This window comes from Dactylosporangium sp. CS-047395 (assembly GCF_050942185.1).
Classification (GTDB): Bacteria; Actinomycetota; Actinomycetes; order Mycobacteriales; family Micromonosporaceae; genus Dactylosporangium.
In genome coordinates this window covers 8897735-8918484 of the sequence record NZ_CP192015.1, presented here as the reverse complement: position 1 = coordinate 8918484, position 20750 = coordinate 8897735, and the positions used below count along the sequence as shown (strand labels likewise).

Annotated in this window: 17 protein-coding genes; 14 read left to right on the top strand and 3 right to left on the bottom strand. The window is 72.2% G+C overall.

Annotation, left to right across the window (positions count from 1 at the left end; translation table 11 throughout):
- The 14 genes from pheT (at position 1) to ACQP00_RS41590 (ending at position 18067) form a co-directional block, all read left to right on the top strand.
- Entirely contained in the window at positions 1-2475 is a 2475-nt protein-coding gene (gene pheT / locus ACQP00_RS41655; RefSeq protein ID WP_433207601.1) for a phenylalanine--tRNA ligase subunit beta, read from the top strand.
- Between the two features lie 174 nt (positions 2476-2649).
- Positions 2650-3894, top strand: coding sequence for a nucleotide sugar dehydrogenase (locus ACQP00_RS41650; RefSeq protein WP_433207598.1), 1245 nt, complete (start codon positions 2650-2652; stop codon positions 3892-3894).
- Positions 3891-4739: a glycosyltransferase family 2 protein gene (locus tag ACQP00_RS41645; RefSeq protein WP_433207595.1), complete on the top strand. Its 849-nt coding sequence runs from the start codon at positions 3891-3893 to the stop codon at positions 4737-4739. The genes ACQP00_RS41650 and ACQP00_RS41645 overlap by 4 nt, the downstream gene beginning before the upstream one ends.
- Before the next feature lie 11 nt (positions 4740-4750).
- Positions 4751-5776 (top strand): NAD-dependent epimerase/dehydratase family protein, encoded by a 1026-nt coding sequence (locus ACQP00_RS41640; protein ID WP_433207592.1) that lies wholly within the window; start codon positions 4751-4753, stop codon positions 5774-5776.
- 170 nt (positions 5777-5946) lie between these two features.
- On the top strand, positions 5947-7143 hold the full coding sequence (locus tag ACQP00_RS41635) for a hypothetical protein (RefSeq protein WP_433207589.1): 1197 nt from the start codon (positions 5947-5949) through the stop codon (positions 7141-7143).
- 86 nt (positions 7144-7229) lie between these two features.
- Complete coding sequence (locus tag ACQP00_RS41630; protein WP_433207586.1) at positions 7230-9947, top strand: AAA family ATPase; 2718 nt, start codon at positions 7230-7232, stop codon at positions 9945-9947.
- A gap of 68 nt (positions 9948-10015) precedes the next feature.
- On the top strand, positions 10016-11020 hold the full coding sequence (gene argC, locus ACQP00_RS41625; RefSeq protein WP_433207583.1) for an N-acetyl-gamma-glutamyl-phosphate reductase: 1005 nt from the start codon (positions 10016-10018) through the stop codon (positions 11018-11020).
- Positions 11017-12192 carry a bifunctional glutamate N-acetyltransferase/amino-acid acetyltransferase ArgJ gene (gene argJ / locus ACQP00_RS41620; RefSeq protein WP_433207580.1) on the top strand — a complete coding sequence of 392 codons (1176 nt, stop codon included), beginning with the start codon at positions 11017-11019 and terminating at the stop codon, positions 12190-12192. Before argC ends, argJ begins: the two co-directional genes overlap by 4 nt.
- A complete protein-coding gene (gene argB, locus ACQP00_RS41615; protein WP_433207577.1) occupies positions 12189-13085 on the top strand; it encodes an acetylglutamate kinase in 897 nt (298 codons plus the stop codon). The genes argJ and argB overlap by 4 nt, the downstream gene beginning before the upstream one ends.
- The gene (locus ACQP00_RS41610) at positions 13082-14257 is read left to right on the top strand and encodes an acetylornithine transaminase (protein ID WP_433207574.1); all 1176 of its coding nucleotides are present in this window, start codon (positions 13082-13084) and stop codon (positions 14255-14257) included. Before argB ends, ACQP00_RS41610 begins: the two co-directional genes overlap by 4 nt.
- Positions 14254-15177, top strand: coding sequence for an ornithine carbamoyltransferase (argF, locus tag ACQP00_RS41605; RefSeq protein WP_433207571.1), 924 nt, complete (start codon positions 14254-14256; stop codon positions 15175-15177). The genes ACQP00_RS41610 and argF overlap by 4 nt, the downstream gene beginning before the upstream one ends.
- Entirely contained in the window at positions 15174-15659 is a 486-nt protein-coding gene (gene argR / locus ACQP00_RS41600) for an arginine repressor (RefSeq protein ID WP_433207568.1), read from the top strand. The genes argF and argR overlap by 4 nt, the downstream gene beginning before the upstream one ends.
- A gap of 12 nt (positions 15660-15671) precedes the next feature.
- Positions 15672-17120, top strand: coding sequence for an argininosuccinate lyase (argH, locus tag ACQP00_RS41595; protein ID WP_433224164.1), 1449 nt, complete (start codon positions 15672-15674; stop codon positions 17118-17120).
- 41 nt (positions 17121-17161) lie between these two features.
- Positions 17162-18067 (top strand): NADP-dependent oxidoreductase, encoded by a 906-nt coding sequence (locus ACQP00_RS41590; RefSeq protein ID WP_433207565.1) that lies wholly within the window; start codon positions 17162-17164, stop codon positions 18065-18067.
- Between the two features lie 668 nt (positions 18068-18735).
- Here ACQP00_RS41590 and ACQP00_RS41585 read toward each other — a convergent pair.
- The 3 genes from ACQP00_RS41585 to ACQP00_RS41575 are packed head-to-tail and all read right to left on the bottom strand — an operon-like array spanning position 18736 to position 20668.
- A complete protein-coding gene (locus tag ACQP00_RS41585) occupies positions 18736-19434 on the bottom strand; it encodes a hypothetical protein (RefSeq protein WP_433207561.1) in 699 nt (232 codons plus the stop codon).
- Positions 19431-20303: an ABC transporter ATP-binding protein gene (locus ACQP00_RS41580; RefSeq protein ID WP_433207558.1), complete on the bottom strand. Its 873-nt coding sequence runs from the start codon at positions 20301-20303 to the stop codon at positions 19431-19433. Before ACQP00_RS41580 ends, ACQP00_RS41585 begins: the two co-directional genes overlap by 4 nt.
- Positions 20300-20668, bottom strand: a complete 369-nt coding sequence (locus ACQP00_RS41575) for a GntR family transcriptional regulator (protein WP_433207555.1) — start codon at positions 20666-20668, stop codon at positions 20300-20302. The genes ACQP00_RS41580 and ACQP00_RS41575 overlap by 4 nt, the downstream gene beginning before the upstream one ends.
- Between the last annotated feature and the right edge of the window lie 82 nt (positions 20669-20750).

The window sequence follows — 20750 nt, the reverse complement described above, 5'->3', positions numbered from 1 at the left end:
GTGCGCGTTTCGCTTTCCTGGCTGCGCGAGCACGTCGACCTCCCGGCCGACCTCGACGCCGACGGGCTGGAGAAGGCCCTGGTCAAGGTCGGCCTGGAGGTCGAGGAGCTGACCGACGCCGCCGCCAGCGTCACCGGGCCGCTGGTGGTCGGCCGGGTCGAGAACATCGAGGAGCTCACCGGGCTGAAGAAGCCCATCCGGTACTGCCTGGTCGACGTCGGCAACGAGCAGCCCCAGGGCATCATCTGCGGCGCGCGCAACTTCGCCGAGGGTGACCTGGTCGTCGTGGCGCTGCCGGGTGCGGAGCTTCCCGGCGGGTTCAAGATCGCGGCCCGCAAGACCTACGGCCACGTCTCCAACGGCATGATCTGCTCGGGCCAGGAGCTCGGGGTGAGCGACGACCACGACGGGATCATCGTCCTGGCCCCCGACTCGGCCAAGCCCGGCGACGAGGCCCGGCCGATCGTCGGCCTGGACGACGTGGTGGTCGAGATCAACATCACGCCCGACCGCGGCTACTGCTTCTCGGTGCGCGGCATCGCCCGCGAGCTGTCGCACTCCCTCGGCGGCGCCTACCGCGACCCGGTCGCGGCGGTGCTGCCGCTGGAGGGTGACGGCAGCGAGGCGTACCCGATCGAGGTCCTCGACGCCATCGCCTGCGACCGCTTCACCGCCGTCGCCGTGCGCGGCGTCGACCCGGCCGCGGCCACCCCGCAGTGGATCAAGACGCGGCTGGCCACGGCCGGCATCCGCTCGATCTCGCTGCCGGTCGACATCACCAACTACGTGATGATCGAGATGGGCCAGCCCATGCACGCCTGGGACCTGGGCCAGCTCACCGGAGCGCTGATCGTGCGCCGGGCGCAGGCCGGCGAGAAGCTCACCACGCTCGACGGGGTGAACCGGGTGCTCGACCCGGAGGACATCGTCATCGCCGACAGCACGGGCGTGGTCTCGCTCGCCGCCGTCATGGGCGGCACCACCACCGAGGTCTCGAAGACCACGGTCGACGTGCTGTTCGAGGCCGCGCACTGGGACCCGCGCTCGGTCGCCCGCACCATCCGCCGGCACAAGCTGCCCAGCGAGGCCGGCAAGCGGTACGAGCGCGGCGTCGACCCGCAGATCACCGCGGCCGCCTGCGCGCGGGCGGCGGCCCTGCTGGCCGAGCACGGCGGCGGCACCGTCTCCACCGGCGTCACCGACGTCTACGCGGTCGTCCCGCCGACGCCGGTCACCATGTCGGTCCAGCGCCCGTCGCAGCTGGCCGGGGTCGACTACACGCCCGAGCGGGTGCTGGAGATCCTGGCCGAGATCGGCACCCAGGTGGTCGCCGACGGTGACATGCTCACCGTCACCCCGCCGAGCTGGCGGCACGACCTCAACGACCCGGCCGACCTGGCCGAGGAGGTGCTGCGCCTCGACGGGTACGACCGGATCCCCAGCGTCCTGCCGATCGCCCCGCCCGGACGCGGGCTCACCGCCACCCAGCGGCGCCGGCGCACGGTCGGGCGGGCCCTGGCCGACGCCGGCTACGTCGAGTCGCTGTGCTGGCCGTTCGTCGGCGACGCGGCGCTCGACGCGCTGCGCATCCCGGCCGAGGACCCGCGCCGGCAGACCCTGCAACTGCGCAACCCGCTCTCCGACGAGGAGCCGGCGCTGCGCACCATGCTGCTGCCGCCGCTGCTCGCCGCGCTGCGCCGCAACCTCGGGCGCGGCCTGCGCGACGTCGCGCTGTTCGAGATCGGGCCGGTCTTCCTGCCCGACGGCCCGCTCGCGGTCGCCCCGGCCCACGGGGTCGACGGCCCGCCGAGCGCGGACGAGTTCGCGGCCGTCGAGGCGCTGCTGCCGCACCAGCCGTGGCACGTGGCCACCGTCATCGCCGGCGAGGCCGACCCGGCCGGCTGGTGGGGCGGCGGCCGCCCGGCCGACTGGGCCGACGCGGTCGAGTCGGCCCGCGCCGTGGCCGCGGCGGCCGGCGTCGAGCTGACCGTGCGGACCGCGGCCGAGGCGCCGTGGCACCCCGGGCGCTGCGCGGCGCTGCTCGTCGGCGACACCGTCGTCGGGCACGCGGGCGAGCTGCACCCGGCGGTCTGCGCCGACCTGGACCTCCCGCGCCGGACCGTGGCCATGGAGCTCGACCTCGACGCGCTGCCGATCCCGGGCGTGTCCATCGCGCCCCGGCTGTCGAGCTTCCCGGCCGCGCTGATCGACGTGGCGGTCGTGGTCGACGCGGCCACCCCGGCGGGTGCGGTCGAGGCGGCCCTGACCGAGGGCGCCGGGGCGCTGCTGGAGTCGGTGCGCCTGTTCGACGTGTACGCCGGAGCCCAGCTCGGCGAGGGCCGCAAGTCCCTGGCCTACAAGCTGACGTTCCGCGCGCCGGACCGCACGCTCACCGGCGAGGAGGCCCTTGCGGCCCGGGACGCGGCCGTCGCGGTCGCCGCCGAGCGGCTCGGGGCGGCACTGCGCGGAGCGTGACGCTGCACGCGTGACGGCGGCCCCGGCCGATGCCTGTGGCCGCCGTCACCCGCGCGCTCACCCGACCCTCGTGACCTGCGCGATCCGGTCCCGATCGACCCGAAGTGGTAGCGTCACGGCGCCGGAGCCGAACTTTGCCCGCACCCAGCGGCGTTCTCAACATTGATACGTTCCGTGCCGGACGACGACTTCCTGGAGGGGCAGCGCGTGTCAGACGTCAGTGCATCGGCGGGGTTCACCACCGATGTCGTGGTGATCGGCGGGTGCGGCCGGGTGGGGCTCCCGCTCGGCATCGCCCTCGCCTCCCGCGGCCTGCAGGTGACCCTGTACGACCTCAACCAGGCCGCCGTGGACGTGGTCAACGGGGGCCGGCTGCCCTTCGACGAGGAGGGCGCGGCCGAGCCGCTGGCCACCGCCGTCGCCGAGGGCCGGCTCACCGCGAGCACCGACCCGAGCACCGTGGCCACGGCCGAGCACCTGGTCGTGATCGTGGGCACGCCGGTCGACGAGCACCTCAATCCCAACATCGCGGCCGTGCCGAAGGCGATCGAGCGGTGCGCGGAGTTCCTGCGCGACGGCCAGCTCATCGTCCTGCGCAGCACGGTCCACCCCGGCGTCACCGCGCTCACCGAGAAGCTGATCAAGAAGCTCGGGGTGAAGGCCGACGTCGCGTTCTGCCCCGAGCGCATCGCCGAGGGCAAGGCGATGACCGAGCTGTTCGAGCTGCCGCAGATCGTCGCCGCCCGCACGCCCGAGGCGACCGAGCGGGCCGAGAAGCTCTTCCGCAACCTGGCGAGCCAGATCGTGGTGCTGGAGCCGGAGGAGGCGGAGCTGGCCAAGCTGTTCACGAACACCTGGCGCTACATCAAGTTCGCCGCGGCCAACCAGTTCTGGATGATGTCCAACGACTTCGGCCTGGACTTCGAGCGCATCCGGCACGCGATCCGCTTCCAGTACCCGCGCGCCGCCGACATGCCCGGCGCCGGCTTCGCGGCCGGCCCGTGCCTGCTCAAGGACACGATGCAGCTGGCGGCGTTCAACAACAACAACTTCGTCCTCGGCCACAGCGCGATGCTCATCAACGAGGGCCTGCCGCTGTACGTCGTGTCGAAGCTCCAGGAGCGCTTCGACCTCGCCGAGATGACGGTCGGCATCCTCGGCATGGCCTTCAAGGGCGGCAGCGACGACATCCGCGAGTCGCTGGCCTACAAGCTGCGCAAGGTCGTCATGCTGCGGGCCAAGGAGACGCTCTGCACCGATCCCTATGTCAAGGACGACCGGTTCGTCCCGCTCGACGAGGTGCTCACCCGCGCGGACCTGCTCATCATCGCCGCTCCTCACCCGGAGTACCGTGACCTGCGGACCGATATCCCGGTTGCGGACATGTGGGGCGTGACGAACAAGGGCGTGCGTATATGAGCCTGGCGCCACAGATCTCTGTGGTCATCCCGGTCTACAACGAGGGCGAGGCGATCGTCCGCTGCCTGGACCGCATCCTTCGCGAGGTGATGATGCCGGCGGAGATCCTCGTGGTGCACGACATGCCCGAGGACACCACGGTGCCCTTCGCCGAGGAGGTCCGGGCGCGCGATCCGCGGGTCCGGCCGGTGCTCAACACCTACGGCCGCGGCCCGGCCAACGCGATCCGCTTCGGCATCGACGTGGCCAGCGCGCCGGTGGCCGTGGTCACCATGGCCGACGGCTCCGACGACCCGCGCCAGATCGAGGACCTCGCGCGGCTGGTCGACCGCGGCGTCGTGGTCGCGGCGGCGTCGCGCTACATGCCGGGCGGGCAGCAGGTCGGCGGGCCGCGCTTCAAGCGGTTCCTGTCCCGCAACGCCGGGCGCACCCTGCACTGGTTCGCCCGGGTCGGGACGCGGGACGCCACCAACAGCTTCAAGGCGTACTCGACCCAGTTCGTGCGCCAGGTCGGCATCGAGTCCAAGACCGGCTTCGAGATCGGCATCGAGCTCACCGCCAAGGCGACCCGCCTGGGCCTGCCCGTCGCCGAGATCCCGACCATCTGGCTCGACCGGCAGCTCGGCGAGTCCCGCTTCGACGTGGGACGGTTCATGCCGAGCTACCTCAAGTGGTACTGGTTCGCCTTCGGGCCCAGAATCAGCGTGGAGAAGCTGGCCAAGCGCCCGGCGTCCACGGCCGCACGGGACGACGCGCAGGCCGCGCGCGACGATGCGCAAGCCGCGCGGGACGACGCGCAGGGCGCCCGTGAAAGCTCATCCGCACCGTCGACAACTCAGAGCTAAAAGGAGTATTTGTGGCAAAGGTCCTGGTCACCGGCTCGGCCGGCTTCATCGGTGGGTATGTCGTCGAGGAGCTGCTCGCCCGCGGCTACCAGGTGGTCGGCCTGGACAACTACTCGAAGTACGGTCCGGTCACCCGCAGCTACGACTCCCACCCGGACTACCGCTTCGTCGAGGGCGACGCGCGCGACGTCGACCTGGTCACCGAGCTGCTCGACGGCTGCGAGCACTTCATCGCGGGCGCGGCGCTGATCGGCGGCATCTCGTACTTCCACGCGTACGCCTACGACCTGCTCGCGAGCAACGAGCGGATCATGGCCTCGTCGTGCGACGCCGCGATCAAGGCGCACCAGAGCGGGACGCTGAAGAAGATGACGTACATGTCGTCGTCGATGGTGTTCGAGTCCACCACCACGTGGCCGTCCAAGGAGGGCGACGAGCGCAAGGTGCCGCCGCCGCTGTCGTCCTACGGCTTCCAGAAGCTCGCCGTCGAGTACTACGCGAAGGCGGCCTGGGACCAGTACAAGCTGCCGTACACGATCGTGCGCCCGTTCAACTGCGTCGGCGTCGGCGAGGGCCGCGCGCTCGGCGAGGTCGAGGTGCTGTCCGGCAACGTCAAGCTGGCCATGTCGCACGTCGTGCCCGACCTGGTGCAGAAGATCATCAAGGGCCAGGACCCGCTGCACATCCTGGGCACCGGCGACCAGGTCCGGCACTACACCTACGGTGGCGACCTGGCCAAGGGCATCATCGCCGCGATGGAGTCGGACAAGGCCCTCAACGAGGACTTCAACGTCTCGACCGCCCAGTCGACCACGGTGAACGAGCTGGCCGCGGTGATCTGGCGCAAGATCAAGGGTCCGGACGTGCCGCTGCGGATCGTCTCGGACGACCCGTACGAGCACGACGTGCAGAAGCGCGTGCCGGACTGCACCAAGGCCCGCGAGGTGCTCGGCTTCGAAGCGACGACGTCGCTGGACGAGATGCTCGACGAGGTCATCCCGTGGGTGACCGAGGCGGTCAAGGAAGGCCGGCTCTAACAAGATCCTCGAGAAGGGCTCCGCCGCCTGGCGGGGCCCTTTTTCGTTGTATGTGCGTGAGCATCGTCGAAGATCGTGAAATTTCCGGAAATGTCCGGTACGAAGTGCCGGACATTTCAGGACGTCGATGGGCTTGGTCGTCGGTCGCGGCCGGCGCGGCCGTCGCCGGGATGCTCGTCGGGCTCGCGCGGACGCGGGATCCCGGAGCGCTGGACGCGATCTGGGCCGAGGACGGGCAGAACTTCCTGACCGACGCGCTGAACCGGCCCTGGTACGAGGCGATCTTCACCCCGTTCAACGGGTACTTCCACGTCGTGGCCCGGGTCTGCTGGGCCGTCATCGCGCTGTTTCCGGTCTCCTGGGCGGCCGCGCTCAACGCGATCACCGACGCGGGGATCACGAGCCTCCTGGCGCTGGCCGTGTACGGGGCGGCTCGGGAGCGGCTGGAGCGCTTCCCGGCCGTCGTGATCGGGGTCACGGCCGCGCTGCCGATGGGGTTCGTGCCCAATGCGCTCGCCCAGCTGCAGTTTCCGCTCGTGTACGCGGCGCTGTGGATGCTGCTCTCCCGCCGGGTCAACCTGGTGACCGTCGGGCTGCCGGCGCTCGCGGTGCTCAACTCCATGCTCGGGGTGCTGCTGGTGCCGGCGGCGTTGGCCGGGCTCATCAGGTACAAGAGCCGGGGTTGGATTTTGAAGCTTCTCGGCCTGGTGCCGGGGGCGTTGCTGCAGCTCGTCCCGCTCGCCACCGGGGCCACGCAGCGGGGGCTAGGTGAGCGGCCCGAGCACGATCCGGTCGCCGTCGCGGCCATGTATCTGCGGTGGGGCGTGCCGCGGTCGTTGCTCGGGCCGGCGTGGCTGGCCGAGCCGTATGACGACGCCTGGGGGCATCGGGCGCTGGTCGCGGCCGGGCTGCTGATCCCGGTCGCGCTGCTCGCGGCGGCCGTCCGGGTGCGGGCCTGGGCGGAGATCCGGCTCGCGGCCGCCCTGGCCGGGTTCGCGGCGCTCGCCGGGGCCGTGCAGCTCGGCGCGCACGGGTTCGGGGAGGACCGGTACCTGGTGCTCATCAGCCTGCCGAACCTCGCCGCCGGGGTCTGCCTGGCGGCCGGCGCCCAACGCGCAGCGCGCGAAGCCGGTTGCCAACTTGTCCGGACAAGTCTTGTCGTGTTCACGACACTTGTGGCCGTGGTCCTCGCGGCCAACCTGCGCCCGGCGAGCCCCCGGGACGGCGGTCCGCGCTGGCGTGCCACGGTGGCCCAGGCGCGGGCGGAATGCCTAGTCCGGCCGGGTTTGACGCGGGTCACCGTGCACACCGCGCAGTGGCCCGTGCTCGGCTGGGAGGCGGTGCTGCCCTGCTCCCGGCTGCGATGATCAACAGTCGATCGGCCGTCATCTTACCGTGACGTCGTGTTCTCCGGCCGTTGCGACGAACGGTCGTTCGTTAGAGACTCGGCGTCGTGGTGAGCACCTCGTCGGCGCCCATCGGCCGGGCCGATCTCCTGAGCCATGCCCGGGAGCGGCTGGCGGCGGGGGGCAGCGTCGTGCTCTGCGGCCCCGCCGGCATCGGCAAGTCCACCATCCTCGACGCGCTGGCCGGCGCCGAGACCGAGGCCCTGGTGCTGCGGGCGGCCGCCGCCGAGGCCGAGGCCGACCTGCCGTATCTCGCGCTGGTCGACCTCTTCGACGGCGCCCCGGACGCCTCCGACCTGCTCCCGGCCCACCTGCGCGCGGCCCTGGACGGCGCCCTGCTGCGCAGCGCCCTGCCGGCCACCCCGCACGACCAGCTCGCGGTGCGCCTGGCGGTGCTGGAGCTGTTCCGCGCGCTCGCCACCGACCGGCCGATCCTGCTCATCCTCGACGACGTGCAGTGGATCGACGAGCCCAGCGCCGGCGTGCTCCGGTTCGTCTCCCGCCGCCTCGGCGAGGTGCCGGTCAAGGTCCTGGCGGCCGAGCGGGTGCCCGACGGCGGCGCCCCGACCCGGCTCGACCTGTGCCCGCCGCCGAGCACCACGCTGCCCGTGCCGCCGCTGCCCCAGAGCGACGTCGCCGACCTGCTGCGCGCCCGCTTCGGCGCCGAGGCCGGCCGGGCCCACGTCCAGCGGATCTACGAGGCGAGCGCCGGCAACCCGCTCTACGCCGTCGAGCTGGGCCGGGCCATCGGCAGCCACTCGTTCCCGGTGACCGACCCGCTGCCCGTCCCGGACCGGCTCCGCGAGCTGCTCGCCGCCCGCCTGGCCACGCTGCCCGCGGAGGACTGGCCGGCCCTGCTGGTCATCGCCTCCGCCGCGCGCCCCAGCCTGGCACTGCTCGGAGCCTGCGGGCTCAGTGAGGGTCACGTCGAAGCCGGAATTGCCGCGGGTGTACTCCACGTCGAGCCCGACGGCGCCATCCGCTTCTCCCACCCGCTGCTGCGCGAGATGGTCTACGCCGACGCCACGGTCGCCGCCCGCCGGGAGACCCACGAGCGCCTCGCCGACACCGTCACCGACCCGGTCGACCGGGCCCGGCACCTGGCCGCCGCCCGCCCCGAGCCCGACGAGGGCCTGGCCGAGTGCCTCGCCGACGCGGCCTCGGCGGCCCGGCTGCGCGGTGCCCCGGCGATGGCCGCCGACCTCGCCGCGCTGGCGGCCGACCGCACGCCCCGGGACACCCCCGGCGTGGGGGCGGTCCGGCGGCTGAGTGCGGCGCAGTACGCGTACTCGGCCGGCTCGCCCGCCGACGCCCGCCGGCACGCCGCGGCCGCCCTGCGCGACGCCGCCGACCGCCGCACCCGGGTCGGGGCCCGGCTGCTGCTGGTCGAGATGTCCGGCGAGGACCACTCCAACTCCGGCCCGCTGCTCGACGCCGCGTTCGTGGAGGCGGTCGACACCCCCGACCTGCTGGCGCACGTGCGGCTGTACAAGGGGATCAAGGCGTACTGGGACGGCGACGGCGAGGCCGCGCTGGCCGAGCTCAAGCGGGCCGAGGAGGCCGCCGAGCTCTGCGGCGACATGGAGCGGCTGGTCGAGGTGCTCAGCTGGCGGGGCAACATCCTGCTCGGCACGGAGGGCGACGAGTACCTCGAGCGGGCCGGCAAGCTCGCCCGAGGCCTGTCGCTCACCCCGGCCACGGTCGCCGCCCGCCAGGTGGCCGCGATGAGCCGCCTGTTCAAGGGCGAGACGGCGGAGGCGGTCCGGCGCATCGAGGCGCTGCGGATCGCCGTCGAGCGGGCGGGTACCGTCCGGGACCTGGCGGCGGTGCTCGTCTCGGTGGCCGGCATCTACTGGCGGGCCGGCCGCTGCGCCGACGCGCTCGCCGCCGGCCGGGACTGTGTGCGCCTCTACGTCGACGTCGAGACCACCCCCGGCCCCGGCTATCTGGTGGCCGCCCTGGTCGAGTACGCCGGCGGCACCGCCACCGCGGCCGCCAGCCACGCCGACCGCGGCCTGGCCGCCTGCCTGGCCGCCGGCGACGAGGACTGGATCAAGCTCGCCTACGCGACCGGTGGCCTCGTGCACATGCTGCGCGGCGACCCGGTGGCGGCGGCGGAGGCCATGCGTGAGGCGTACGCGCTCGACCAGCGCCTCGGCCGGCTCGACCCCGGCATCCTGCCCTGGCACGCCGACTTCGTGGAGGCCCTGGTCGGCGCCGGGGCCCGCGCCGAGGCGGCCGAGGTGCTGGAGGAGGTCGAGCAGCGGGCCCGCCACTTGGACCGCCGCGTGGTCTTCCTGGGCCTGGCCCGCGCCCGCGCGGTGCTCACCGCCGCGACCGGCGAGGCCCGCGAGGGCGCCGAAGCCCTGCACCGGGCGATCGAGGAGTGGCCGGACCACCCGTACCCCCTCGAAATGGCCCGGGCGTACTACACGCTCGGCGGCCTGGAGCGCCGCGCCCACCGCCGTGGCGCCGCGCGGGCCGCGCTGTCCGAGGCCGTCCGCCGCTACGGCGCCGCCGACGCCCACCCGTGGCGCGAGGTGGCCGCGGCCGACCTGGCCCGCCTGGACGGCGGGCGCGGCGCGGGCCTGTCCGAGACCGAGCGGCGCATCGTGGAACTCGTCCGGGCGGGCGCCACGAACCGCGAGATCGCGCGGGCGCTGTTCCTGTCCATCAAGGCGGTCGAGGCCAACCTGACGCGGCTGTACCGCCGCCTGAACGTCCGCAACCGCTCCCAGCTCGCCCGGTTCCTCGACCCCGAGTAATCCGGCCCACAACGGCGCCCGCGATATCTTCTTGAAACGGGTGGTTGCATAGAGATACAGTCGACCGTATGGGAATACGTGTCGCCGTTGCGGGGGCCTCGGGCTACGCCGGCGGTGAGCTGTTGCGGCTCATCGCCGGGCATCCGCACCTCGAGCTCGCCGCCGCCACCGGGTTCGCGCAGGCCGGATCGACCATCGGGGCCGTTCACCCGCACGTGCGATCCTTCCGCGACGTGGTGCTGGCCAAGACCGAGGCCGCCGCGCTCGCCGACGCCGATCTGGTCTTCCTCGCCCTGCCGCACGGCGAGTCGGCCGCCATCGCCGCCCAGCTGCCCGACGCGGTCAAGGTGGTCGACCTCGGCGCCGACTTCCGGCTCGAGGACCCGGCGGACTGGGCGAAGTACTACCCGGGCAGCCACGCCGGCACCTGGACGTACGGGCTGCCCGAGCTCCCCGGCCAGCGCGAGCTGATCGCCGGCTCGGCGCGGGTGGCCAACACCGGCTGCTACGCGGTCACCACCATCCTGGCCCTCGCCCCGCTCATCGCGGCCGGGGTCGCCGATCCCGAGGACGTCGTGGTGATCGCCGCCTCCGGCACCTCCGGCGCGGGCCGCTCGGCCAAGCAGCACCTGCTCGCCTCCGAGGTGATGGGGTCGATGTCGCCGTACAAGGTCGGCGCGCACCAGCACGTCGCCGAGATCAAGCAGGCCAGCGGGGCGCGCTCGCTGTCGATGACCCCGCTGCTCGCGCCGATGCCGCGGGGCATCCTCGCCACCGTCACCGCGCGGCCGCTCAAGGACGCGAACCCGCGGGACGTCCTGGCCGCCGCGTACGCCGACGAGCCGTTCGTGCACGTGCTCCCCGAGGGGCAGTGGCCGCAGACCGGGGCCACGTTCGGCGCCAACTCGGCCCACCTGCAGGCCACCGTCGATATCGACAGCGGCCGGATCGTGGTCGTCTCGGCCACCGACAACCTGGTCAAGGGCGCCGCCGGCCAGGCCGTGCAGAACGCGAACATCATGCTGGGCCTGCCGGAGACCGCGGGCCTCGCCGTCGACGGGATCGCGCCGTGAGCGTCACCGCACCGAAGGGGTTCCGGGCCGCGGGCGTCGCGGCCGGCATCAAGGCCGCGGCCGGCGCGCTCGACGTGGCGCTGGTCGTCAACGACGGGCCGGACACCACCGCCGCCGCCGTGTTCACCGGCAACCGCATCAAGGCAGCGCCGGTACTGTGGAGTCAGCAGGTCCTCAAGGCCGGTATCGTGCGCGCCGTCATCCTCAACTCCGGCGGGGCCAACGCCTGCACCGGGCCGGCCGGGTTCCAGGACACCCACGCCACCGCCGAGCACACCGCCGCCGTGCTGTCCGGGCGGGCCTCCCGCTTCCCGGTCGGCGCGGGCGACGTCGCGGTCTGCTCGACCGGCCTGATCGGCGAGCGCCTGCCCATGCCGAAGCTGCGCTCCGGCGTCGACGCGGCCGCCCGGGCGCTGTCCCGCGACGGCGGGCCGGACGCGGCCACGGCCATCATGACCACCGACACCGTGGCCAAGACCGCGGTCCACAGTGGACAGGGCTTCACCGTCGGCGGGATGGCCAAGGGCGCCGGCATGCTCGCGCCCGGCCTGGCCACCATGCTCGTGGTGCTCACCACCGACGCGGTGGCCGACGCGACCACCTTGGACACCGCGCTGCGGCTGGCCACCGAGGTCACGTTCGACCGGATCGACTCCGACGGTTGCATGTCGACCAACGACACCGTGCTGCTCATGGCCAGCGGCGCGTCCGGGATCGAGCCGACCCCGCACGAGCTGGCCGAGGCGGTCACCGCGGTCTGCGCCGAGCTGGCCCGCAAGCTCATCGCCGACGCCGAGGGCGCCACCAAGGAGATCGCCATCGCGGTCACCGGGGCCGCCTCCGCCGCCGACGCGGTCGAGGTGGGCCGCTCGATCGCCCGCAACAACCTGGTGAAGACCGCGTTCTTCGGCAACGACCCGAACTGGGGCCGCATCCTGGCCGCGATCGGCACCACCGCCGCGGCCTTCGAGCCCGACGAGGTCGACGTGGCCATCAACGGCGTGTGGATCTGCAAGGGCGGCGCGGCCGGCGAGGACCGGTCCAAAGTGGACCTGAGCGCCCGCGCGGTCAGCGTCACGGTCAACCTGCACGCCGGCGAGGAGACCGCGACGATCTGGACGAACGACCTCTCCATGGGGTACGTCCACGAGAACTCGGCCTACAGCTCGTGAACGGCCGGATCAACGGCCGCGACCTCGGCATCGCGCTGGGCAAGGCCAACACGCTCATCGAGGCCCTCCCGTGGCTCGAGCGGTTCTCCGGCTCGACGCTCGTCGTGAAGTACGGCGGCAACGCGATGGTCGACCACGAGCTCAAGCGCGCGTTCGCGGCCGACATGGTGTTCCTGCGCCACGTCGGCATCAAGCCGGTCGTGGTGCACGGCGGCGGTCCGCAGATCTCGGCCATGCTCAAGCGGCTCGGCATCGCCAGCGAGTTCAAGGGCGGCCTGCGGGTCACCACCCCGGAGACCGCCGACGTGGTGCGGATGGTCCTCGTCGGCCAGGTCGGCCGCGAGCTCGTCGGGCTCATCAACGAGCACGGCCCGCACGCGGTCGGCATGTCGGGCGAGGACGCCGGGCTGTTCACCGCCGTGCGCCGGCCCGCCATCATCGACGGCGCGCCGGTCGACATCGGCCAGGTCGGCGACGTCGAGAAGGTCGACATCTCGGCCGTGGCCGACCTGATCGCGGCCGGGCGCATCCCGGTCGTGTCCACGGTCGCCCCGGACGCCGACGGGGTGCTGCACAACCTCAACGCCGACACCGCGGCCGGCGCCCTCGCCGTCGCGCTGCACGCGCGCAAGCTCGTGGTCCTCACCGATGTCGAGGGCCTGTACCGCAACTACCCCGACCCGTCGTCGCTCATCTCGCAGCTGACCGCCGACGAGCTCGCGGAGCTGCTGCCCACCCTCGAATCGGGGATGGTGCCGAAGATGGAGGCCTGCCTGCGGGCGGTCAAGGGCGGGGTGCCGGCCGCGCACGTCGTCGACGGGCGGGTGCCGCACTCGCTGCTGCTGGAAGTGTTCACGTCGGAGGGTTTCGGGACCATGGTGGTGGCAGAATGACGAGCTCGCTGACTTCGCGGTTCGAGGCGTCGGTCATGAACACGTACGGCCCGCCCTCGCTCGGACTGGTGAGCGGCAAGGGCGCGGTCGTGGTGGACGAGGCCGGACGCTCCTATGTAGACCTCCTCGGCGGCATCGCGGTGAACCTGCTCGGCCACGGCCACCCCGCCGTCGTCGCCGCGGTCACCGGGCAGATCTCCACGCTTGGCCACGTGTCCAACCTCTACGCGTCCCCGCCGGTGGTGGCCCTGGCCGAGCGCCTGCTGGGCCTGGCCGGCCGCCCCGGCGCGGTGTTCTTCGGCAACTCCGGCGCCGAGGCCAACGAGGCCGCGTTCAAGCTGTCCCGGCGCACCGGCCGCACGAAGATCATCGCGGCCGAGGCCGGCTTCCACGGCCGCACCATGGGTGCCCTGGCGCTGACCGGGCAGCCGGCCAAGCAGCAGCCGTTCCTGCCGCTGCCCGGCGACGTCGTGCACGTGCCCTACGGCGACGTGGACGCGCTCGCCGCGGCCGTGGACGACGCGACCGCCATGGTGCTGCTGGAGCCGATCCAGGGCGAGTCGGGTGTGGTGGTACCGCCCGCCGGCTACCTCACCGCCGCCCGCGAACTGACCTCGGCGCACGGCGCCCTGCTCGCCCTCGACGAGGTGCAGACGGGCATCGGCCGCACCGGGTACTGGTTCGCCCACCAGGCCGAGGGCGTGCGCCCCGACGTCGTCACGCTCGCCAAGGGCCTCGGCGGCGGCCTGCCGCTCGGCGCCATGATGGCCTTCGACGACGCCGCCACCCTGCTCGGCCCCGGCCAGCACGCCTCCACGTTCGGCGGCAACCCGGTCTGCTGCGCGGCCGCCCTGGCCGTGCTCGACACCATCGAGTCCGAGGACCTGCTGGGCGCGACCAAGCGGCTCGGCGAGCGGATCCGCCGCGGCGTCGAGGCGCTCGGGCACCCGCTCGTGAGCCACGTGCGCGGCGCGGGCCTGCTGCTCGGCATCGTGCTCAACGGCCCGGCGGCCGGCGCGGTCGCCGGCGTGCTGCGCGACAGCGGCTTCCTGGCCCAGGCCGCCCAGCCCGACGTGCTGCGCATCGCCCCGCCGCTGATCCTCTCCGACGAGCAGGCCGACGCGTTCGTGGCCGCCCTCGGCCCGGCGCTGAACGCGGTGCAGGCGTCATGACGGTCCGGCATTTCCTGCGTGATGACGACCTGTCCGCGGCCGAGCAGACCGAGGTCCTGGAGCTCGCGGCGGCGATGAAGGCCGACCGCACCGGCTTCACGCCGCTCGCGGGCCGGTCGGTCGCGGTCATCTTCGAGAAGCCGTCGCTGCGCACCCGGGTCTCGTTCGAGGTCGGCATCGCCCAGCTCGGCGGCACCCCGCTGATCATCGACGCGACCACCACGCACTTCGGCCGCGGCGAGACGATCGGCGACGCGGCCCGCGTGCTGTCCCGCTACGTCGACGCGATCGTGATCCGGTCCTCCTCCGACGAACGCGTCGGCGAGCTGGCGGCCGGGGCCACCGTGCCCGTCGTCAACGCCCTGACCGACGGGTTCCACCCCTGCCAGCTGCTGGCCGACCTGCAGACGGTGCGCGAGCGGTTCGGCAAGACCGAAGGGCTTATTCTTTCGTACTTCGGTGACACCGCGAACAACATGGGGCACTCCTACGCGCTGGCGGGCACGCTCGCCGGCATGCAGGTGCGGCTCTGCGGGCCGGTCGGCTTCGAGCCCGACCCGGCCGTGATCGCCGCCGCCCGCGCGCGGGGTGTGGTCGACGTGGTGACCGGCCCGGCCGAGGCGGCCAAGGACGCGGACGTGATCGTGACCGACACGTGGACGTCGATGGGCCAGGAGACCGACGGGCTGGATCGACGGACGCCTTTCAGGCCGTACCAGATCAACGGCACTTTGCTCGAAAACGCGAAACCGGGCGCCATCGTCCTGCATTGCCTGCCGGCCCACCGCGGCGACGAGATCACCTCGGACGTCATGGACGGACCGCAGTCGGCGATCTGGGACGAGGCGGAGAACCGGCTGCACGCCCAGAAGGCGCTGCTGGCGTTCCTCGTGGATCGACGCATCGCGGATCGACGATGAGCGCTCCGACCACGAAGGCGGCCCGGCTCGACCGGATCGCGGCGCTGATCCGCGGTTCGGCCGTGCACTCGCAGACCGAGCTGGCCGAGCGGCTGGCCTCCGACGGGTTCCAGGTCACGCAGGCGACGCTGTCGCGCGACCTCGAGGAGCTGCGGGCGGTGAAGGTGCGCGGCGCGTACCTCATCCCCGAGGACGGCGAGCGCGCGCTGCGCCCGGCCGAGGAGGCCCCGTCGCGGCTCATCCGGCTGCTGCGCGAGCTGCTCACCGGGGTCGACTGCTCCGGCAACCTCGTGGTCCTGCGCACCCCGCCCGGTGCGGCGCAGTTCCTGGCCAGCGCGATCGATCGCACCGGCCTGCCCGACATCGTGGGCACCATCGCCGGCGACGACACCATTCTCGTCGTCGCCCGCCAGGCGCCGGACCCCTCGGCCGCCGGTGAGGTGCTCGCCGCCAAGCTCAGCGAATGGGCCCAGCTCGGATAGGGCTCGTTGGCCCTGTGGAAGGATCGTCGCGTGTCTTCTGAAACTCCTACCCGCCTGTGGGGCGGGCGCTTCGCCGGTGGCCCCGCGGAGGCCCTGGCGCGCCTGTCCGTGAGCGTGCAGTTCGACTGGCGCCTCGCCCCGTACGACCTCGCCGGCTCCCGGGCCCACGCCCGCGTGCTGGCCCGCGCCGGGCTGCTGGACGCCGACGAGCTCGGCCGGATGCTCGCCGCCCTCGACGACCTGGAGTCCGCCTGCGCGGCCGGCGACTTCCGCCCCACGGTCGACGACGAGGACGTGCACACCGCCCTGGAGCGCGGCCTGCTGGAGCGCCTCGGCGCCCTCGGCGGCAAGCTGCGCGCCGGCCGCTCGCGCAACGACCAGGTGGCGACGGACCTGCGGCTGTACCTGCGCGACCACGCGCGCGGCGTGGCGGCCCGCATCGTCGAGCTGGCCGACGCCCTCATGGAGCAGGCCGGCCGGCACGTCGACACGCCCGCGCCCGGCTTCACCCACCTGCAGCCGGCCCAGCCGATCTCGTTCGGCCACCAGCTGCTCGCCCACGTCCAGGCCCTGCTGCGCGACCTCGACCGGCTCCGCGACTGGGACCGCCGCGCCTCGGTGAGCCCGCTCGGCGCCGGCGCCCTGGCCGGCTCGTCCCTGCCGCTCGACCCGACCCAGGTGGCCAAGGAACTCGGCTTCGACCACGCCGCCCCGAACTCCATCGACGCCGTCGCCGACCGCGACTTCGTGGCCGAGTTCCTCTTCGTCGCCGCCCTCACCGGCGTGCACCTCTCCCGCCTGGGCGAGGAGGTGGTCCTCTGGACGACCCCCAACTTCGGCTGGGTCCAGCTCGACGACGCCTTCGCCACCGGCTCGTCGATCATGCCGCAGAAGAAGAACCCGGACATCGCCGAGCTGGCCCGCGGCAAGTCCGGCCGTCTGGTCGGCCACCTGACGGGCGTGCTGACCATGCTGAAGGGCCTGGCCCTCGCCTACGACCGCGACCTGCAGGAGGACAAGGAACCCGTCTTCGACGCCGTCGACACGCTGGAGCTGGTCCTGCCCGCCCTGGCCGGCATGATCTCCACCATGACGGTCCGCGTGGACCGCCTGGCCGAGCAGGCCCCGGTCGGCTACACCTTGGCCACCGAGGTCGCGGAGTGGCTGGTCCGCCAGGGCGTGGCCTTCCGCGACGCCCACGAGATCACCGGCAAACTCGTCGTCATCTGCGCGGCCCGCGACATCGGCCTCGACGAGGTGTCGGACGAGGATTTGGCCGCGGTGAGCGAGCACCTGACCCCCGCGGTACGCGAGGTCTTCTCCGTCCACGGCGCCCTGGCCGCCCGCATCACGCCCGGCTCCACGGGTCCAGGCCCGGTCGCGGAGCAGCTCGCCGTGGCCGCGGACAAGCTGGACCGCTGGCGCGACTGGTCCGGCGAGCAGGTCATCCCGCGCGACTGATTACTTCCGCATGCCCGCGTTGCATTTGCGACAATTCGGGCATGCGGAAGATCACGCAGGACGTCCTGGGCGGGCCGGAGACGCTGAGGCTGGTGACGGCGGACGTCCCGGCCCCCGGCCCGACCGAGATCCTGGTCGAGACCCGCGCAATCGGCGTGAACCCGGCCGACTGGAAAACGCGCACCACCGGCGGTTTCCTGGGATCGCCGCCCTTCACCGTCGGCTGGGAACTCTCGGGCGTGGTAGCGGCGACGGGCCTGGGCGTGACCCGGTTCGCCGTCGGCGACGAGGTGTTCGGCATCCCCTGGTTCCCCCGCGAGGGCGCGGCCTACGCGGAGTACGTGACCGGCCCGGCCCGCCACTTCACGAGCAAACCGCCGACAATGTCCTTCGAGGAGGCCGCGGGCCTGGCCCTGGCCGGCCTGACAGCGTTACAGGCCCTGGTGGAGACGGCGGCCGTGCTGCCCGACCAGCGAGTCCTGATCCCGGCGGCAGCGGGCGGGGTGGGCCACCTCGCGGTCCAACTGGCGAAGCTGCGGGGTGCCTACGTCATCGGTACGGCGTCGGCGGCTAAACACGACCTGGTCCGCTCCCTGGGCGCGGACGAGGTGCTGGACCACCACACCGAGGACTATTCGGCCCTGAAGGACATCGACGTGGCCATCGCAACGGTCGCGGGCCAGATCCCGCAGCTGGCGGCGTGCCTGCGACCGGAGGGCTTGATCGTGGCCCTGAACACCGAAGACCTCCAGCCGGTGACCGACGTGGAAGGCGTGCTCATCATGGTGGAGCCGGACCGCGCGGGCTTGGACGTCCTTTCGGCGCACGCATTGGAGGGCGAACTGCGCGTGCTGGTGGATCAGGTTTTTCCATTGGCTGAGGCCGCGGCCGCTCACGAGATGGGCGAGGCCGGGCATACAACCGGGAAGCTCATTCTGGTGCCCTGAGCTCTTTCCACCGGCCCGATGGTCACCGCAAATGTGCCCTCGGCCGATGGTTCGGCCCGCCTGGCGGCGGCCCACAGGGTTAGCGTGGTCCCGGTCAGACTCTGGTCAAGGTTGGTGGTCCAGACCGTAATTCGGGAGCCGGGTTCGTCGTGGTCATCATTCGGTGGTACAACTCAGAAATTGGTTTTGAAACGATTTCTCTCCTGGACCACCGAACGTCGACCACCGCGGACCCGGCTCCTGAATCTACGGTCTGGACCACCGAACGGTGACCAAAGTCGTCTCCGGGACCACGCTAATACATTCCGGTCGCGCCAGCGGCCGGGGACCATCGGCCGAGGGCACATAGCGGTGCCCATCGGTCCGGCTTGACGCTTTTCAACCCACGCGCAAGGGTACCCCGGAAATTCGCGGCATCTGCGATTGTCCGGTCGTCAAATGAGGCCTATCAAACGCCACGGTGGGACAATTGTTGTGTGCGGCAGATGTCATTGTTTGGCCGGGCGGAATTGGCAGCGATGCGCGACACGACCAGGCGGCGGAATTACTCGCCGATCAATGAAGCGTTCCGGAAAGAGCATAAGCGGCACCGCGACTGGGGGCTGACGCAGCGGCACGCCGAGAAGCTGCGCCGCCTGCGGGAGGGCGACGCAGCTTCGGGAGCGGTGTCAGGGGGTGGCGCGGCGCAGGGCGAGCCAGGAGCTGGTGCCCAGGATGGCGATCAGGCAAAGCGGCCAGACCGCCGTCCACGAGAGCAGGCTCGGGTACTGCAGCACCCGAATCACCGAATCCCATGCGTCCAGCCGGCCGATGAGGGCCGCGGCGCCGCCCAGGAGCAGCAGCAGGACGGTGAGCGTGGCGAGGAGGCCGGTTGCTCGCCAGCGCATGTAGAGGGCGCCTGCCGTGATGCCCAGGAGGGTCATCGTCAGCATCGGGACGGCGTAGATGGCGAACTGGGCGGGCAGCGGCTGGTCGTCGATGAAGCCCAGGCCGAAGAAGCGCAGGCGCAGGCCCCAGCCGTTGGTGGCGTTCTCGATGTTCTGCAGGATCACCAGGAGCACGGTGTAGGCGACGACCTGGATCAGGCCGAAGAGTGCCAGGCCCAGGGTGAACTCGCGGCGGGTGACGCTCAGGCCCAGGGCGAACGGGAAGTGCTGGTTCACGGCCACGGCGCCGAAGGCCAGGGACGTGATGTAGATGCTGGACAGGGCGCCGCTGACCGGGTCGGTCTCCAGGGCGTCGCGCGGGAGGTTGGCGAAGACCAGGAGGTTGACGGCGAAGGCGATGCCGAGGACACCGACCGGCCACAGCAGGGCGTCCATGCGGCCCAGCATCTGCAGGCGCGCGATCGAGGCGATGCGGTTCACGACACTCGCTCCTTCGAGGTGATGCGGACGACGAGCTGTTGCAGGGAGACCGGCTGGAGCTCGACGCCGGCCGCGCGGGCGTCGCCGGGGGTGACGGTGCCGCGGATGGTGGCTCGGGTCAGCGGGCCCAGGCGTTCGCGGTGCAGCTCGTCGGCGTTGGCGGTCAGGGCGTCGACCGCTGTTGCCGGGCCGGTCAGGGTCAGGACCTGGCCGCGCAGGGAGTCGGCGCTCTCGTCCAGGACGAGACGGCCGCGTTCGATGAGCAGGACGTGTTCGATCAGGTCGCTCACCTCGTCGATGAGGTGTGTCGACAGGACGACCGTGCGGGGGAACTCGGCGTAGTCGGCCAGGAGGCGGTCGTAGAAGAGCTGCCGGGCCACCGCGTCCAGGCCCAGGTACGGCTCGTCGAAGAAGGTCAGCGGGGCCCGGGAGGCCAGGCCCAGGGTGACGCCCAGGGCCGACAGTTGGCCGCGGGACAGCTTCTTGATGGTGCGGCGCTCGGGCAGGGCGAAGTCGTGGACCAGCGAGCGGGCGAAGGCCTCGTCCCAGTACGGGAACAGCAGCCGGCCGGCGTGGAGGGCGTCGCGGACGCGGAAGTTGTCGGGGTACCGCTGGCTCTCCTTGATGAACGCGACCTCGCGCAGGACCTTGGCGTTCTCGTAGGGGTGGCCGCCGAACACCTCGACCGTGCCGGCGGTGGCGATCTGCTGGCCGGTCATGACCTGCATGAGGGTGGTCTTGCCGGCGCCGTTGCGGCCCAGCAGGCCGTAGATGCCGTTGCGCCGCAGCTCGAAGCCGACCCCGTCCAGGGCCGTGACGCCGCCGCGGTAGCGCTTGGTCAGTCCCTCGGCGCGCACGATCGTGCTCATCGCTGCCGCTCCTTCACCAGATGCTGCTCGATCATCGTCGTGAGCTCGGTGCCGTTGATGCCGAGCTTGGCCGCCTCGGCGAGCAGCGGCCGCAGGTACTGCTCGGCGAACTGGTCGCGCCGGCGCTGCCGGAGCTTGGCCTGTACGCCGGGGGAGACGAACATGCCGATGCCTCGCTTCTTGTAGAGGATCCCGTCGTCGACGAGCTGGTTGACGCCCTTGGCGGCGGTGGCCGGGTTGATCCGGTGGAAGGCGGCCAGCTCGTTCGTCGAGGGCACCTGGGCCTCCTCGGCCAGGCTTCCGTCGATGACCGAGTTCTCGATCTGCTCCGCAATCTGCAGGAAGATCGGGCGCCCGTCGTCCATCTCAGTCGTCCAGGTTCGTTGGTTCGTTAGTCATGTAACTAACCATGCAACCGACGAGGCCAGGTGTCAAGCGCTATGTTGG